The 16,707-nt window shown below is 61.9% G+C and carries 14 protein-coding genes; 4 read left to right on the forward strand and 10 right to left on the reverse strand.

Going from position 1 to position 16,707, the window contains the following annotated elements:
* Positions 1 to 1,677 (forward strand): cytochrome bc1 complex cytochrome b subunit, encoded by a 1,677-nt coding sequence (gene qcrB, locus B0G38_RS15705; RefSeq protein WP_264670268.1) that lies wholly within the window; start codon positions 1 to 3, stop codon positions 1,675 to 1,677.
* Positions 1,678 to 1,982: 305 nt separating this feature from the next.
* Here qcrB and B0G38_RS15710 read toward each other — a convergent pair whose 3' ends face one another.
* The 6 genes from B0G38_RS15710 to B0G38_RS15735 all read right to left on the reverse strand — a co-directional run bounded on the left by B0G38_RS15710 (position 1,983) and on the right by B0G38_RS15735 (position 8,140).
* Complete coding sequence (locus tag B0G38_RS15710; protein WP_264670269.1) at positions 1,983 to 2,771, reverse strand: GntR family transcriptional regulator; 789 nt, start codon at positions 2,769 to 2,771, stop codon at positions 1,983 to 1,985.
* Positions 2,772 to 2,986: 215 nt separating this feature from the next.
* The gene (locus B0G38_RS15715; protein WP_169997463.1) at positions 2,987 to 3,388 is read right to left on the reverse strand and encodes a cytochrome c oxidase subunit 4; all 402 of its coding nucleotides are present in this window, start codon (positions 3,386 to 3,388) and stop codon (positions 2,987 to 2,989) included.
* Positions 3,389 to 3,391: 3 nt separating this feature from the next.
* Positions 3,392 to 5,119 carry an aa3-type cytochrome oxidase subunit I gene (gene ctaD, locus B0G38_RS15720; protein WP_264670270.1) on the reverse strand — a complete coding sequence of 576 codons (1,728 nt, stop codon included), beginning with the start codon at positions 5,117 to 5,119 and terminating at the stop codon, positions 3,392 to 3,394.
* 18 nt (positions 5,120 to 5,137) lie between these two features.
* Positions 5,138 to 5,983, reverse strand: coding sequence for an aa3-type cytochrome oxidase subunit II (gene ctaC / locus B0G38_RS15725; protein ID WP_264670271.1), 846 nt, complete (start codon positions 5,981 to 5,983; stop codon positions 5,138 to 5,140).
* A 191-nt stretch (positions 5,984 to 6,174) separates the two neighbouring features.
* Complete coding sequence (locus B0G38_RS15730; protein WP_074702333.1) at positions 6,175 to 6,561, reverse strand: HesB/IscA family protein; 387 nt, start codon at positions 6,559 to 6,561, stop codon at positions 6,175 to 6,177.
* 154 nt (positions 6,562 to 6,715) lie between these two features.
* Entirely contained in the window at positions 6,716 to 8,140 is a 1,425-nt protein-coding gene (locus tag B0G38_RS15735) for a dipeptidase (protein ID WP_264670272.1), read from the reverse strand.
* A 61-nt stretch (positions 8,141 to 8,201) separates the two neighbouring features.
* Here B0G38_RS15735 and B0G38_RS15740 point away from each other — a divergent pair, with 61 nt between their 5' ends.
* A complete protein-coding gene (locus B0G38_RS15740) occupies positions 8,202 to 8,795 on the forward strand; it encodes a DUF3043 domain-containing protein (RefSeq protein ID WP_264670273.1) in 594 nt (197 codons plus the stop codon).
* Between the two features lie 127 nt (positions 8,796 to 8,922).
* Here B0G38_RS15740 and B0G38_RS15745 read toward each other — a convergent pair whose 3' ends face one another.
* Complete coding sequence (locus B0G38_RS15745) at positions 8,923 to 10,002, reverse strand: quinone-dependent dihydroorotate dehydrogenase (protein ID WP_264670274.1); 1,080 nt, start codon at positions 10,000 to 10,002, stop codon at positions 8,923 to 8,925.
* Positions 10,003 to 10,087: 85 nt separating this feature from the next.
* Between B0G38_RS15745 and B0G38_RS15750 the strand changes: the two genes are divergently transcribed.
* A complete protein-coding gene (locus B0G38_RS15750) occupies positions 10,088 to 11,155 on the forward strand; it encodes an alpha/beta hydrolase (RefSeq protein ID WP_264670275.1) in 1,068 nt (355 codons plus the stop codon).
* Here B0G38_RS15750 and B0G38_RS15755 read toward each other — a convergent pair.
* From B0G38_RS15755 to leuA, 3 genes are all read right to left on the reverse strand, one after another.
* Positions 11,152 to 11,955 carry an isoprenyl transferase gene (locus B0G38_RS15755; RefSeq protein WP_264670276.1) on the reverse strand — a complete coding sequence of 268 codons (804 nt, stop codon included), beginning with the start codon at positions 11,953 to 11,955 and terminating at the stop codon, positions 11,152 to 11,154. The two genes, B0G38_RS15750 and B0G38_RS15755, sit on opposite strands and share 4 nt — an antisense overlap.
* Entirely contained in the window at positions 11,952 to 12,704 is a 753-nt protein-coding gene (recO, locus tag B0G38_RS15760) for a DNA repair protein RecO (protein WP_264670277.1), read from the reverse strand. The genes B0G38_RS15755 and recO overlap by 4 nt, the downstream gene beginning before the upstream one ends.
* Before the next feature lie 95 nt (positions 12,705 to 12,799).
* Positions 12,800 to 14,554 carry a 2-isopropylmalate synthase gene (leuA, locus tag B0G38_RS15765; protein ID WP_264670278.1) on the reverse strand — a complete coding sequence of 585 codons (1,755 nt, stop codon included), beginning with the start codon at positions 14,552 to 14,554 and terminating at the stop codon, positions 12,800 to 12,802.
* 211 nt (positions 14,555 to 14,765) lie between these two features.
* Between leuA and B0G38_RS15770 the strand changes: the two genes are divergently transcribed.
* The gene (locus B0G38_RS15770; RefSeq protein ID WP_264670279.1) at positions 14,766 to 16,706 is read left to right on the forward strand and encodes a M13 family metallopeptidase; all 1,941 of its coding nucleotides are present in this window, start codon (positions 14,766 to 14,768) and stop codon (positions 16,704 to 16,706) included.
* Position 16,707: the final 1 nt, after the last annotated feature.

Raw genomic sequence — 16,707 nt, forward strand, 5'->3', positions numbered from 1 at the left:
ATGAGTGCTTCGACATCATCTGATACCTATCAGCCGAAAACCAATCTCGGACGCGTCACCAACTTCGTCGATACGCGAGTTGGCGGTTCGTCCATCGTCAAGGAATTCGGCCGCAAGATCTTCCCGGACCACTGGTCGTTCATGTTCGGTGAAGTTGCGCTGTACACCTTCGTCATTCTGTTGCTGTCGGGAACGTTCCTGACGTTGTTCTTCGATCCCTCGATGGCACATACGCAATATGACGGATCCTACGTCCCGCTCAAGGGTGTAGAAATGTCCGTCGCATATGCATCGACCCTGGATATCTCCTTCGATATCCGCGGTGGACTCTTTATGCGCCAGCTGCATCACTGGTCTGCGCTGCTCTTCGTAGCGTCAGTATCGGTTCACATGCTTCGTGTGTTCTTCACCGGCGCCTTCCGTCGTCCGCGTGAGCTCAACTGGCTCGTCGGCTGTGTCCTCCTGATCCTGGCTCTGGCTGCAGGCTTCACCGGTTACTCGCTGCCGGACGACCTTCTCTCCGGCAATGGTTTGCGGATCATTGATGGAGTTATCAAGGCGATTCCGCTCATCGGTACTTACCTATCCATGTTGATCTTCGGGGGCGAGTTCCCGGGCACGGCAATTGTGGGCCGCCTGTATGTGATGCACATACTCGTAGTGCCCGCGCTGATCCTTCTGATGATCGCCATTCACCTGTTTATGGTTGTTATCCACAAGCACACGCAGTACCCCGGCCCGGGCCGCACGGAAACCAACGTCGTCGGCTTCCCTGTTGGACCGGTCTATGCTGCCAAGGCCGGCGGGTTCTTCTTCATCGTCTTCGGTGTGGTCGCAGTCATCGCCGGGAACTTCCAGATCCTCCCGATCTGGGATTACGGGCCCTATGACCCCTCCCCCGTTTCCGCCGGTACCCAGCCTGACTGGTACATCGGATTCGTGGACGGTGCGCTTCGACTCATGCCAGGTGTCCTTTGGGGCTTCCCGTTTGAATACGTGATCTTCGGCGGTTTCACCCTGTCACTGAACGTATTGCTCCCGGCCCTCGTCCCTGCGGGCATACTGTTCGGCGTCATGTTTGCGTGGCCGTGGATCGAACGCTGGGTAACCAAGGACACCCGCGAACACCACATCCTGGACCGTCCGCGCAACGCTCCCTTCCGTACGGCAACCGGTGTGGCCGGCGTGATCTGGTACTGCGTCATGTGGGCAGCAGCCAGCTCCGACCTCATCGCTACACACTTCCTCGTGTCGCTGAACGATGTCACCTACTGGCTCCGCGCGCTGTTCTTCATCGGGCCGATCATCGGGTTCATTGTGACCCGGAGAATCTGCCTGGCCCTGCAGCGCAAGGACCGGGAGATCGTTCTCCACGGCCGTGAGACCGGACGTATCGTTCGTCTCCCGCACGGTGAATTCATCGAGGTCCATGAGCCGCTGAATGACTACAAGCTGCACCGCCTGGTCAGCTTCGAATCCCCAGAGGTCCAGCCGGCCGAGCCGGACGCCAAGGGAAAGATCTCCGGCACGGAGAAGCTTCGTGGACGCCTGTCCCGCTTCTTCTTCGAGGATCGAGTTGCTCCGGTTACACCGGCCGAACTCGCAGCCGCGCATAGCCATGGCGGCCACGACGAAGTCGAAACCGCAGAGAGCAAGGCTGAAATCTCCAGCCGCTGATCTGCAACATCACGGAGGGCGGCTTCGGACCAGTGGTCCGGAGCCGCCCTCCGTTTTAATGCACGCCTATGTGGAAAACAACCGAGAATAATGGGCAGCGTGGATCCAGAGCTCCCCCGGAATTCCGGTCACCTGCCCGGTCTCCGCCCCTAGCCCAAAAATTTGAGCCATTGGGGGAAGGATGATTAGACCGTCCGGGGGCCATCAACGGATGCCGCCTTATCTCCGGTTTGTGTTGGACCGACTCCTCACAACGTGCATGGCTAGCACGCCCTCGGAAGCCGTCCCTGCTGCCTAGCAGGGCCTTAGAACCGCTTGACGTTGTAGGAACGCGGTGACCGCCCGCCGGGCCGCTGAAGAGGCACCCACAGCTTGTAGCGATCGGCGCGGTAGTACGAAATCGAAAAGTCTGCCATCGTTCTCGATACGTAGGCATGGCGTTGAATTTTGAGCAAAGGGGCGCCGATGTCGACGTTCAGCAGTCTAGCTATAGACGGTTGCGCTGCTGTCGCCTCGATAGTGTCTTCGCCCCATTCCATCACCAACCCATAGCGCTCACTGAGGACGTTATAGAGGGAGGTAGGAGGCGGATCATCCAGAATGCCAGGAACCCGGCTGGCAGGAATGAAGTTCTCGTCCACGCTCATTGGATCGCCATCGGCGAGCATGAGCCGGCGGAAACGGACCACAGGCTGCCCCTCTTCGATCTGAAGCTCCCGTGCAACCAGCGGTGCTGCACCGATCTGCTCAAAGCTCAAGACCCGGGCGTCCGGGACCATGCCGCGTCGCTGCATCTCTTCACTGTAGGAAGTCAGCTTCACCTGCAGATCCAGTTTGGGCTGGCTCACGAAAGTCCCAAGTCCCACAATACGTTCCAGCACCTGTTCCGCAACCAGTGAATCAATGGCCTGCCGCACTGTCATACGTGCCACGCCGAAACGTTCGGTGAGCTCCCTTTCAGAAGGAAACGGTCCCCCGGGCTCGCAATTCTCTTTCGCATGGCGCCGGAGTATCTCCCGCAATTGAACGTGCTTGGAGGTTCTGGACGCGTCGTCGATTTCGCCGGGAATCGCCGCTGCTGCTTTTGATACCAAGACACTCCCCTGCTCCGAGCTGATGCAACGACACCATTCTAGCCCGGTCTAGACCACCCGGTTCCATGTTTGTTGCGGCAGCACGCCCGGTTGGAACCACATAGTGGCGCCGTTCGCGCCGAGCGGGGCGTGCGCGCACTGCAGCCGCTGTTTTGTGCGGTTAAAGCCCAAAGGGCCCGGAGCATGATGCTCCGGGCCCTTTGGTCAGTTGTCATTTAGTGTGCGTGATCTCCGCGGCTGTATTCATAAACCCAACCGATGAGTGCGACGATCAGCAGGCCGACTCCGATGTAGGTGATCCAGAAGCCCACGGCCAGGCCGAGGAATCCGGTTGCAGCCGCAAGGCTCAACACCAGGGGCCACCAGCTCCAGGGGCTGAAGTGCCCCTGCTCGCCGGACCCCTCGTGGATTTCTGCATCCACACGGTCCTCAGGGCGGGCACCAACACGACGGCCGGTGAACCACAGGTACCCGCCGATCATCGCTGAAAGACCCGCTGTCAGAAGCAGCGCCAGATAGCCGACGGGTTCCTGCCAATCAACCATGAAACCGTAGACTACGGCGACGATCGCGAAGAACGGAAACAGCCCGATAAAGAGCCATGATTCAACCTTCATGGGCTATGCATCCTCTCGGTCGGCAGGTCCGAAGACCTGGGCGGCCGGAGCGGGCTGCTTCGGCGTGTGTTTGGGAGCGAGCTCCGGATGGTGCAGATCCAGGGCGGGCCGTTCGGAACGGATCCGAGGCATGGACGTGAAGTTGTGACGCGGCGGCGGGCAGGAGGTCGCCCACTCCAGCGACGCACCGAAGCCCCAGGGATCGTCGACCTCGACCTTCTTGCCATTACGCCACGTGATGTACACGTTCCAGAAGAACGGAATCAGGGACGCGCCGAGCACGAACGAGGAGATGGTGGAGAACTGGTTCATCGCGGTGAAGTTGTCTTCGGGCAGGTAGTCCGCGTAGCGACGCGGCATGCCGATAACTCCGAGCCAGTGCTGGATCAGGAAGGTGCCGTGGAAGCCAAGGAACAGGAGCCAGAAGTGGATCTTGCCGAGGCGTTCGTTGAGCATCTTGCCCGTCCACTTCGGCCACCAGAAGTAGAAACCGGCAAACATGGCGAAGACCACGGTTCCGAAGACGACATAGTGGAAGTGTGCGACGACAAAGTAAGTGTCCGACACATGGAAGTCCAGCGGCGGCGACGCCAGAATGATGCCGGTCAGTCCGCCGAAGAGGAAGGTGACCAGGAAGCCAATGCTCCAAAGCATGGGAGTTTCGAACGTAATCGAGCCACGCCACATGGTGCCGATCCAGTTGAAGAACTTCACGCCGGTAGGCACCGCGATCAGCATGGTCATGAAGGCGAAGAACGGCAGCATGACCGAGCCGGTGACGTACATGTGGTGAGCCCACACGGTAACGGACAAGGCGGCGATGGCGATGGTTGCAAACACCAGGCCCTTGTAACCGAAGATCGGTTTCCGGCTGAACACCGGGAAGATCTCGGAGACGATGCCGAAGAACGGCAAGGCGATGATGTAGACCTCAGGGTGTCCGAAGAACCAGAACAGGTGCTGCCACAGAATGGCGCCGCCGTTCTCCGGGTTGAAGATGTGGGCCCCAAATCGGCGGTCCGCTCCCAACGCAAACAGCGCGGCAGCCAGCGGCGGGAAAGCCATCATCACGAGGATCGCGGTGACGAGGGTGTTCCAGGTGAAGATCGGCATACGCCACATGGTCATGCCCGGGGCACGCATGCAGATGATGGTGGTAATGAAGTTGACCGAGCCAAGAATGGTACCGAAACCGGACAACGCCAAACCGAAGACCCAGAGGTCTCCGCCCACACCGGGCGAGAACGTCGTGCTGGACAGCGGCGCATAGGCAAACCAGCCGAAGGACGCGGCACCCTGCGGGGTAATGAAACCAGCAACTGCGATGGTGCTGCCGAAGAGGAAGAACCAGAAAGCCAGAGCGTTCAACCGCGGAAAGGCAACATCCGGCGCACCGATCTGAAGCGGCATGATCACATTGGCAAAGCCGGCGAACAGCGGCGTTGCGAACATCAGCAACATCACGGTGCCGTGCATGGTGAACAGCTGGTTGTACTGCTCCTTGGTCTGCAGGATCTGCATACCGGGTTCAAACAGCTCGGCCCGAATGACCAGCGCCATCACGCCGCCGAGGCAGAAGAAGATGAAGGACGCGATCAGGTACATGTACCCGATGGTCTTGTGGTCCGTCGAAGTGATCCAGTTGACGACGATACGTCCCTTGGAGCGGGGAACGACGCGCGGCGCTACTGTCGTGCCGGTTTCATCGGCGGTGTACTCGTAAGTAGACACTAGTTCTCCCTGCCTTCCTTACTCAGCCGATTCGGCGTATGGGTTGCGGTCATATTCCTCACCGATCTGACCGTCTTTAAGCTCGCTCATGCGCTGCTCGAATTCGGCTTCGGAGACGACCTCCACGCGGAACAGCATTTCCGAATGGTATTCGCCGCAAAGCTCGGCGCACTTTCCATCGAAGATGCCTTCACGCTGGGGGGTCAGCGTAATGTAGTTGGTCTTGCCCGGGATCATGTCAACCTTCTGCAGGAACGCAGGTACCCAGAAGGAGTGGATGACGTCGCGGGAGTTGAGTTGCAGCTCAACGCTCTGGTTCACCGGGAGGTAAAGGGTGGGCAGGGTCTCCGGGACACCGGTTTCGCCGGTCAGGTGTGCCTGAACGCCTGCGAAGTACTTGTCTTCCGTGACGTAGTTGAAGTCCCAGGACCACTGCTTACCGCGGATGTCAATGATCTGGTCCGGGTTGTCGTCCCGAGCCGTGATGGCGCTCATGTCCTTGTCGGTGAAGTAGAACAGCACCATGACCATGACCAGCGGTACAGCTGTGTAGAAGATTTCCAACGGCAGGTTGTAGCTGAGCTGCCGGGGGTAACCCGTTTCATTCTTCCGGCGGCGGTACGCCACGATGCACCAGATAATCAGGCCCCAAGTGAGGACGCCGATGGCCAGTGCGGCAATCCAGGAGTTCACCCACAAATCGATGACCCGATCGGTGTGGTTGGTCGTACCCCGTTCAGTGGGCAACCATCCCAATCGGACTTCTTCTGAACATCCCGTCAACAACAGCGCGCCTACTACGCCAAGGCCCGTAGCCTTGGTGATTCTGGCGCGCCGACTGCCGGTTCGGTCGTGCGAACTCACAGACGGCCCTTCCTCTTGTTTCGTGCAAGTGATGCGCACGCGGCACGGAGATTTCCGCGCTGAGACCGCGCACGCATATTCAGTTTTACTACTCTCTGTAGAGCTTACCCTCACCGATGACGTGGATGTGACAGATTGCCTCAGTGCGTCGGCGTCGGATCCCGGTCCCCGGGCTGCCTACAGGACCCGTTTTAGTGGAACGAGTCTCCGCAGGCGCAGGACCCACCGGCATTCGGGTTATCGATGGTGAAGCCCTGTTTTGAAATGGTGTCCTCGAAATCGATCGAAGCACCGCTGAGGTAAGGAACACTCATCTTGTCCACGATGACCTCCACACCGTCGAAGTCGCGCACTGCGTCCCCGTCCAGCATGCGCTCGTCGAAGTAGAGCTGGTAAATGAGCCCCGAACATCCGCCGGGCTGTACGGCGACGCGGAGACGAAGATCTGTGCGGCCCTCCTGTTCGAGCAGACTGCGGACCTTGCCGGCTGCAACGTCGCTCAGGGCAACCTCGTGCGTAGGCAGTTCAGCCTCGGTCTGGGTTGTGGTGTCGGTTGCAGTGCTGGTGGTTTCACTCATTGCTATTCCTTATCTTTGACTGGCCAGCAGGTGACCTGCTGCTATCACTCAGCGGTGCTCTGGCTCCCCTTCTATGTTACGACCCGGGCAGTTATTTCGGGCAACCGGCCAATCTGCGGCCGTGGTCTGCTTGCGCACAGCAATATGAAGCGATTCATTGCCCGGCAACGTTTAGGCGTGCCAGCAGCAGTGCCTCGGCCAGCACCGCGTTGCGGAAATCGCCCAAATGAAGCGATTCGTTCGCGGAATGCGCACGTGAATCGGGATCTTCGACGCCCGTAATCAGGATCTGCGACTGCGGAAACAGTTCGGTCAGATCCGCGATGAACGGTATTGACCCTCCCATGCCGGCCTCGACCGGCTGCGTATTCCACGCTGTTCCAAGCGCCCAGAGCGCGGCCTGTGCCGCCGAGGCGTTTGTATCGGTGGCAAATGCGTTGCCACGCTCGCCGGGTACAAAGGACACTTCAGCCCCGAAGGGAGCATGGCTGCCGATATGGGCGGCAATGGCTTCCATGGCTGCATCAGGGTTCTGGCCAGGCGCCAGCCGCACACTGATTTTTGCGCGAGCAGAGGGCAAGAGAGTGTTGGAGCTCAACGCCACGCTGGGCACGTCCATTCCAATGACCGACAGCGCTGGCTTGTTCCAAAGCCGGTCTGCGATGCTGCCTGTCCCGGCAAGCTGCACTGACTCCAGTACCGAACTGTCCCGACGGAAATCTTCCTCTGGGTAGTCCACGGTTGCGGGACCCGCGGACACCAGTCCCTCAATGGCCACTTCACCGGCGTCGTCGTGGAAGGTGGAAATGAGCCGGGCCAGGAGCGTGGGCGCATCCAGCAAGGGTCCGCCGAACATACCCGAGTGCACGGCGTGTTCCAGTACCCGCAGTTCAATGACCCCGTCTACCAGCCCGCGCAGGCTCGTGGTGAGGGCAGGTACGCCTACTTTCCAGTTGGCTGAGTCGGCGACGATGATGATATCCGCGCGGAGCAGCTCCTGGTGCGTTTCCAGGAAGGTGCGGAACGTCGGGGAACCTGCTTCTTCTTCCCCTTCGATAAAGAACGTCACTCCGACGCCGAACTCCTCCCCCATTGTCGCCAGCAGCGCTTCCAAAGACGCGACATGGGCCATGATGCCGGCCTTATCATCGGCCGCGCCCCTGCCGAAGAGCCGCCCGTCCTTCTCGGTTGCGGCGAAGGGCTCAGTTTTCCAAAGCGTCGGGTCACCCGGGGGCTGGACATCATGGTGCGCATACAAGAGGACGGTGGGTTTGCCGGGCGCGGCCGGACGCCGGGCCACCACAGCGGGTCCGCCTTCGATCTCTCCGTTGGAAACGCTGAGGATCTGTACGTCGGTCAGGCCCAGACCACGTATCAGTTCGGCAACAGTTTCGGCGCTGGTCGCCAACTCGGCCGGGTCGAATGCCTCCCAGGCGATGCCCGGTATGGCGACGAGTTCTTTCAAGGACGTGATGGTCTGGCCCATCCTGGCGTCGAGTGCCCGGGCAAGGGCGTCGACGTCGACAGGTTGGGCGCCTGTTGCCACCGGATGATGGCCGGAATCAGAAGGACTTGTCATACCGGCCACCCTACCCTCGGCCCCGGCACGGGCGGCAAGGACTGCAAGGTATTCTGTAGGGGTGTTTGGACGAAAAAAAGAGGCTCCCTCGCCCCAGGAAACCGTAGACCAGCAGGCCCAGGCCGTCCCTGAACGGGACCAGGTGACGGGCAAAGGCGCGCCGACGCCCAAACGGAAGGCCCAGGAAGCCGCGCGCAAGCGTCCGCTCGTTCCGAACGACCGTAAAGCGGCACGGGCCGCCAGCCGGGATGCGCAGCGCGAAGAACGGATCCGCATGCGCCAGGCCATGGACACCGGGGACGAGCGCCATCTGCCGTTCCGCGACAAGGGGCCGCAGAAGCGCTTCGTCCGCGACTTTGTTGATGCCCGATGGGTCCTCGGCGAGTTCCTGATCGTGTTCGCGCTGATCTTCGTTGTCCTCAGCTTCATCCGCGACTTGAACGTCCAGGCGATCATACTGGTCGGTTTCTGGATCCTGCTCGCCTGCGTTGCGATTGATGCCTTTATCCTGGGACGCCAGCTCAAGAAGCGGTTGGTGGCAAAGTTCGGGGAGTCGGAACGCGGCGCGGTTTGGTACGGCGTGATGCGCGGACTCCAGTTGCGCAGGATGCGTCTGCCTAAGCCGCAGGTCAAGCGCGGCCAGTACCCTTCGTAAGCAACCCCAGTACCACCGCCTGGGGGCCGGATCATCACGATCCGGCCCCCAGTGTTTTAACCGCTCCCAGCTCCCAAGCGGCGCAGGTCTTTCAACCGACCAGTCAGCGGTTGGGAGCCGATGGCAGTCAGACGGCGGCCGCCTTACGGCTGCGTGCCAGTTCGCGGTTGATGCGGGCGGCCCAGAACGGACCTTCATAAAGAAACGCGGTGTAGCCCTGGACCAGGGTGGCTCCGGCGTCCAACCGCTCCTGCACATCTTCCGCCGTTTCGACTCCCCCGACGGCCACCAGCGTCAACGAATCCCCGACGGCGGCCCGCAGCCGCCGCAGCACCTCAAGGGAACGCTGCTTGAGCGGGGCGCCGGAAAGGCCGCCAGCGCCACAGGAGGCGACTTTGTCGGCGTCGGACTTTAAGCCATCGCGCGAAATTGTGGTGTTGGTGGCGATGACGCCGTCCAGTTTCAGCTCTAGCGCCAGGCGCGCCACGTCGTCGATATCTTCGTCACTGAGATCGGGAGCGATCTTGACCAGCAGCGGCACATGCCTGCGTGCCACTGAATCGGCGGTCTCCCCAACTGCCTTCAGCAGCGGCCGCAACGTGTCAACGCTCTGCAGCAACCGCAGCCCCGGGGTGTTGGGCGAACTGACATTGACCACCAGATAATCGGCGTTGGGCGCGAGCAGGCGGGTGCTCTTCAGATAATCCTCCACCGCGTCATCGAGTTCCACCGTCTTGGTTTTGCCGATATTAACGCCGACCACGGGACGGCTGGCGCCCAGGCTGCGCTGCAGCGACCGCTGTGCCGCCGAAATGCGTGGTCCAACTGCCGCTGCGCCGTCGTTGTTGAAGCCCATGCGGTTGATCACCGCCCGGTCCTCGACCAGCCTGAAGAGCCTGGGGCGAGGGTTACCTGGCTGGGCCGAGCCCGTGATGGTGCCGACTTCAACGCAGCCGAAACCCAGGTCGAACAGCGCTTCGATGCCGTGCCCTTCCTTATCAAAGCCCGCTGCCAGGCCGAAGGGCGACGGGAACGACAGGCCCAACGCCTGGGTCCGCAGCGAAGCATCGGGCGCGGTGACACGCCGGAGCAGGGCGCCGGCACCGGCACTGTGGGCCAGACGGATCAGCCGGAAGCCGATGGTGTGGGCACGCTCGGGATCCATCCAGGAAAAGGCGGCACGAAAGAACAGGGGGTACAGGCGCATGATCCTAGTTTTACGGTAATTGCCCCGGCAACCAAACCAGCCCGGTGAAAGGCTTAGCATGAGTGCAAGAAGTGGAAGGAGCCGCATGCCAACTCTCTGGACCGAGGACATTCTCGGCGCGGGTTTCGAATCGGCAACTTTGGAAGTCCCGGCTGCTGATGGCGGCAGCCGGCGCGCAACGCTTGTGCGGCACCTGCCCGAGGCGTCGGGCATACAGCCCGGTCCGCAGGCCGTGCTGTACCTGCACGGTTGGAGCGACTACTTCTTCAATGCCGAACTCGCCGCGTTCTGGCACCGGCAAGGCGTTTCCTTCTACGCGCTGGACGTCCACAACCACGGGCGCAATCTGCGCGCCGCTGGGCAGGAGGAGAACGACGACGGCGCTCCCGCCCCCGAAGGTGCGGATCCCGGCGCCAGGACCGTGGGTGCGGGCGATCTTGCCGGCTATGCCAGCGACCTTGCCGACTACGACGACGAGATAGCGGCCGCAATGGATGCGGTGCGCGAGGACACCGCGTCCCGGCTGGACCTGCAGCCTGGCGTGGTGAAGACCATCCTGATGGGCCATTCCACCGGCGGTTTGGTGGCAGCGTTGTGGACGGACCGCAACCCGGGCGCCGTGCATGCCCTGGTACTGAACAGCCCTTGGCTGGAAATGCACCGCAGTTCACTGGTACGCCGGGCTGCCGCCACCGTCATCGATCCGATTTCACGGATCAGGCCGGAAGCCGAAATCAGGCTCCCGGCCCGGGGTTTCTACTGGCGCAGCATCAGCAGCGAGGCGGAGGGCGAATGGGACCTGGACCCGAAGATGCGCCCGCAGTACGCATTCCCCGTCCGGGCCGGTTGGCTTAGCGCCATCTGGCAGGGGCAGGCCGCCGTGGACAAGGGCCTGGGCATTACCGTGCCCATCCTCGTGCTGACCTCTGCCCGGAGCGTCTACGGCCCCTTGTGGCATGAGGAAATGAAGTCGGCAGACGCCGTCCTTGACGTCGAGACGATGGCCGCCAGCGCCGTCAAACTCGGCTCAAGCGTGACCGTCGAGCGGATCGACTCGGCCCTGCATGACGTTTTTCTCTCCAAATCCGAGGTCCGGGCGGACGCGTACCGCCGGCTCGAGCGGTGGATCAAAGCCTACGTGCTGGACAGCTAGCGTGCCGCCCGCCCTGCCGGTTTTGCCGCGTCCACGGCGCCGCCGTAGCGGCGGTCCCGGCGGGCATAAATCTCGATGGCCTCCCAGAGCGTCCTCCGGTCCACGTCCGGCCACAGGGTATCCATAAAGACCATTTCGGCGTAGGCGGACTGCCAGAGCATGAAATTGGAGAACCGCTGCTCGCCGGAAGTGCGCAGGAACAGATCCACATCGGGCAGGTCCGGTTCGTCCAGATACCGCCCGATGGTCTTCTCCGAGACCGACGACGCCTTCAGCCGGCCGGCAGCGACGTCGGCCGCAATGGCTGCGGCTGCATCGGCAATCTCGGCCCGGCCGCCGTAGTTCACACACATGTTCAATGTGCAGGTGCTGTTGCCGATGGTCTGCCGCTCGGCCACCTCGAGTTCCTTGACAACGGACTGCCAGAGCCTGGGGCGCCGGCCGGACCAGCGGATGCGGACGCCCCACTCGTCGAGCTGGTCCCGCTGGCGGCGCAGCACGTCTTTACTGAAGCCCATGAGGAAACGCACTTCGTCCGGTGAGCGCTTCCAGTTCTCCGTCGAAAAAGCATAGACGCTGACGTACTTGACACCGATCTCGATTGCACCCGCCAGGACGTCGAGCAGTGCTGCTTCACCCGCCCTGTGGCCTTCGGTGCGCGGCAACCCCCGCTGGTTCGCCCAGCGGCCGTTTCCATCCATCACGATCGCCACGTGTTCGGGGACGAATGTTGCCGGAACAGCCGGCGCCGTGGCGCCCGAAGGGTGCGGATCGGGCCTGCGCGGGGTTTTGGGACTCACACTCTCTCCACGTGTTTGAGGGACTTCAGGGATCGTTCCAGGTGCCACTGCAAATAGGCGGCGACCAGCCCGGCCGCCTCGTTCCGGGCCCCGCTAACGGAGCTGTCCGCCGCGGGCCAGTCGGCGCTCAGCAAAGCCGCCAGCAGCGTCATGGTGGCCGGCGCGGGCGATGCCGAACCTGGAGGCCGGCAGTCATGGCACACCGCACCGCCCAGCGGTGCCGAAAAAGCACCATGCGGGCCTGGTTCTCCGCAACGCGCGCAGTCGGTAAAACTCGGGGCCCAGCCGGCCGTGGCGAGTGCCCGCAGCAAGTAGGAATCCAGGATCAGCTCGGGGGCATGGACGTTGCGGCTGAGCGCCGACAACGCCCCGATGACGAGCGCATAGTGTGCGGAGGTGGACTCGCCGTCGATATCGGTCAATTTCTCGGCTGTCTCGCAGATAACTGCGGCAGACGTGTACTTTCGATAGTCGGCGGCAATGTCCCGCCCGTACGGTCCCAGCGTTTGGGCCTGCGTCACGATGTCGAGATTGCGCCCCTTCACCAGCTGCAGGTCTGCCACCATGAAGGGCTCCAGCATCGCGCCGAATTTACTGCTCGTGCGGCGCACCCCCTTGGCAACCGCCCGGACCTGACCATGGCGTTTGGTCAGCAGGATAATGATGCGGTCTGCCTCGCCGAGCTTGTGCGTGCGCAGGATAACGCCTTCGTCCCGGTAGGTGCGGGAGGCAAAGGATCTGTTGGACACGTAGCTATTGTCCCACCGGCGGGCCCGGCTCCGCACAACAGCGCGGAGCCGGGTCTGCCAGGGGAACCGGTTGCATCAATCTCGGCCGGCGCGCTTCAGCTGGCGACGGCGGGGGAAGTAGCCGCGGCGTCGCGCACAGCGCGGTTTACTGCCGAGATCACGGCTTTCAGCGAAGCCATCGTGGTATTCGTGTCGATGCCGACGCCCCACAGCACGCGTTCCCCCACGGCGCATTCCACATAGGCCGCCGCCCGGGCATTGCCACCCTCGGAGAGCGCATGTTCGGTGTAGTCCAGGACCCGCAGATCCACACCGTCCTGGCTGAAGATATCCAGCAGGGCCGCGATCGGGCCATTTCCTTCGCCGCTGCGCCGGTGCTGCACGCCGTCGATGACCATCGACGCCGTCAGATGCGTCGAACCGTCCTCGGCTGTTTCCGTCTTGACCGAACCAAGCGAGTACCGGCCCCAGACGCGCTCCGGCGTCGGCAGGTATTCGTCGTTAAAGACCTCCCACAGCTGCGCGCCGCTGACTTCGCCACCGACGGTGTCGGTCCGGCGCTGGATGACGCCGGAGAATTCGATCTGCGCACGGCGCGGCAGATCCAAGCTGTGTTCGTTCTTGAGCAGGTACGCCACACCGCCCTTGCCCGACTGGGAATTCACGCGGATGACTGCCTCGTAGCTGCGGCCCAGGTCCTTGGGATCAACCGGCAAGTAAGGAACGGCCCAGGGGATCTCATCAACCGTCTTGCCGACGGCGGCGGCATCCTTATCCATGGCCTCGAAGCCCTTCTTGATAGCATCCTGGTGGGAGCCGGAGAACGCCGTGAAGACGAGGTCGCCGCCGTAAGGCGAACGCTCGGGCACCGGCAGCTGATTGCAGTACTCCACCGTGCGGCGGATCTCGTCGATATTGGAGAAGTCGATCATCGGGTCGATGCCCTGGCCGAACAGGTTCAGGCCCAGCGTCACCAGGTCCACGTTGCCGGTCCGCTCTCCGTTGCCGAACAGGCAGCCTTCGATGCGGTCCGCACCGGCCAGGTAACCCAGTTCGGCGGCGGCCACGCCGGTCCCCCGGTCATTGTGCGGGTGCAGCGAGAGAATGACGTTTTCACGGTTGTTCAGATTCCGGGACATCCATTCAATGGAATCCGCGTAGACATTGGGGGTGGCCATTTCGACGGTGGCCGGCAGGTTCAGGATAACGTTGCGGTCGGCCGACATTTCGAAAACGTCGGTGACGGCGTTGCAGATCCGGGCCGCGAACTCGAGTTCTGTGCCGGTGTAGGACTCCGGCGAGTACTCGTAGGTCACCTCTGTGCCCTTCAGTCCCTCTTCGTACTTCCGGCACAGCCGCGCGCCCTGCAGGGCAATATCGACGATGCCGTCCATGTCCTGGTTGAACACCACGCGGCGCTGCAAGACGGAAGTGGAGTTGTAGAGGTGGACGATGGCTCGGTCGGCGCCTTCCAGGGACTGGTATGTCCGCTCGATCAGGTGTTCGCGGGACTGTGTCAGCACCTGGATGGTCACGTCGTCCGGAATCCGGTCGCCTTCGATCAGCTGGCGGACAAAGTCGAAGTCCAGCTGGGAGGCGGAGGGGAATCCTACTTCGATTTCCTTGTAGCCCATGCGCACCAGCAGGTCGAACATCTTGTGCTTGCGCTCGGGGCTCATCGGATCGATCAGGGCCTGGTTGCCATCGCGCAGGTCCACGGCACACCACCGCGGGGCGGCGGTGATCAGCTTGTCCGGCCAGGTGCGGTCGGGCAGTTCGACAGTGATCTGGTCCTGGAACGGAATGTACTTATGGATGGGCATTCCGGAGGGCTTCTGTGCGTTACGCATGTTCGTTGGCCTTTTCTTCAGAGTTCTTTTTGAGATTTTGGCCGGGCAACACGAACTCCGCAGCGAGGGTTCGGCCTGTCAAACAGAAGTTCGCGTGGCCTCGCCGCGGCAGCTAAGAAGAAGCAGATCTGCGCGCACAATTTCACATTAGCACGGTGCGTAGGATGAAGGGGAAACCGTGTCAGCGGTCCGTTACGAAAGGAAGTTTGCCTTGGTTCATTCCGGCATTGCCCTGACCCACGTTGATCCCGCGGTCCGTCCGCAGGACGACCTATTCCGGCATGTTAACGGGAAATGGCTCTCGGAAACTGTCATCCGGGCGGACCGGCCGTTGGAAGGTTCGTTCACCGCCCTGCGGGACGCATCGGAAGCCGCGGTGCGCGAGATCGTCGAAGAGTCGGCTGCCAGCCCCGACCCCCAGTCACCGGCAGGCAAGATCGGCCTGATCTATTCCGGATTCATGGATACGAAGACGATCGAATCGAAGAAGTTCGCGCCGGTCCAGCCGCAACTCGACGCCATCGACGCCGTTTCGGACCGGGAGGGGCTGCTGGCATTGCTGCCGGAATTCACCCGCAACGGCGCCGCCTTCCCGCTGGCCTTCTTCGTCAATAACGACGCCGGAGATCCCACTCGATACCTCGTCTACCTTTATCAGTCCGGACTGGGGCTGCCGGACGAGGCCTATTACCGCGACGAGGATTTTGCCGACATCCGGACGGCTTACCAAGCATACGCGGTCCGGTTGCTGCAATTGGCCGGGTTCGATGCAGGCGAAGCGGATGCGGCTATCTCGCTTGAGCACAAACTCGCGGCCGGGCACCTGGACAAGGTCTCCTGCCGGGATCCCCAGAAGACGTACAACCTTCGTACTGTAGGCGAGCTCTCCGAATCCTTGCCGTGGGTCCGTTCGTGGCTTGCCGGCCTGGGCGCGGAGGGCCAGGACGTGAGCGAAGTGGTGGTCTGCCAGCCGGATTTCGTGAAGACGCTTGGCAGCCTGCTCGAAGATGAGCCCCTGGAAGTCTGGAAATCCTGGTTCCGGCTGCAAGCGCTGACCGCGTCGGCACCTTACCTGCACGCGGAAGCGGTGGACACCCACTTCAGCTTCTATGGCAAGACGCTGAGCGGCATTCCGGAACTGAAGGAGCGCTGGAGACGAGGCGTGGCGTTCGTGGAAGGCGCCCTGGGTGAAGCCATCGGCCGTGAATACGTGGAGCGGCACTTCCCGCCGGCACACAAGCAGCGGATGGAAGAACTGGTCGCGAATCTGATCGAGGCATACAGACAAAGCATCACCTCCCTGGCCTGGCTGAGTGCAGAGACGATTGAGCGCGCTCTGGAGAAGCTTGCGGCCTTCCGGACGAAAATCGGTTACCCGACCAAGTGGATCGACTACTCGGGTTTCGCCGCGGGCAGTGATGTGTGGCAGAACGTGCTGGAGGCGAACGCCTTCGAGGTCCGCCGCAACCTGGCCAAATTGGAAGGCCCGATCGATGCCGAGGAGTGGCATATGACTCCGCAGACGGTCAATGCCTACTACATGCCGACGATGAATGAGATCGTGTTCCCGGCGGCCATCCTCCAGCCGCCGTTCTTCGATGCGGACGCAGACATGGCTGCGAACTACGGCGCAATCGGTGCCGTCATCGGCCACGAAATCGGCCACGGGTTCGATGACATGGGTTCGCAGTACGACGGTACTGGCGCGCTGCGCAACTGGTGGACAGACGGTGACCGGGAAGCTTTTGAGCAGCTCACTTCCCGTCTGGTAGACCAGTTCTCGGTCCTGAGCCCCGAAGAAGCCCCCGGCAATACCGTCAATGGCGAATTGACGCTGGGTGAAAACATCGGTGATCTCGGTGGTCTGATCATTGCATTCAAGGCGTACAGGCTGAGCCTCAACGGTGAACCTGCATCCGAGATTGACGGTCTCTCCGGTGACCAGAGGTTCTTCTATTCGTGGGCCGAGTGCTGGCGCCAGAAGATCAGGACCGAAGAATCGGTACGGCGGTTGACCATTGATCCGCACTCACCGAACGAATTCCGCTGCAACCAGATCGTGCGCAACATGGTCGAGTTCCATGATGCCTTCTCGGTCAGCGAGACCGACGGACTATGGCTTGCTCCGTTGGAGCGGGTACGGATCTGGTGAC

The organism is Crystallibacter permensis (assembly GCF_025960875.1).
GTDB lineage: Bacteria > Actinomycetota > Actinomycetes > Actinomycetales > Micrococcaceae > Crystallibacter > Crystallibacter permensis.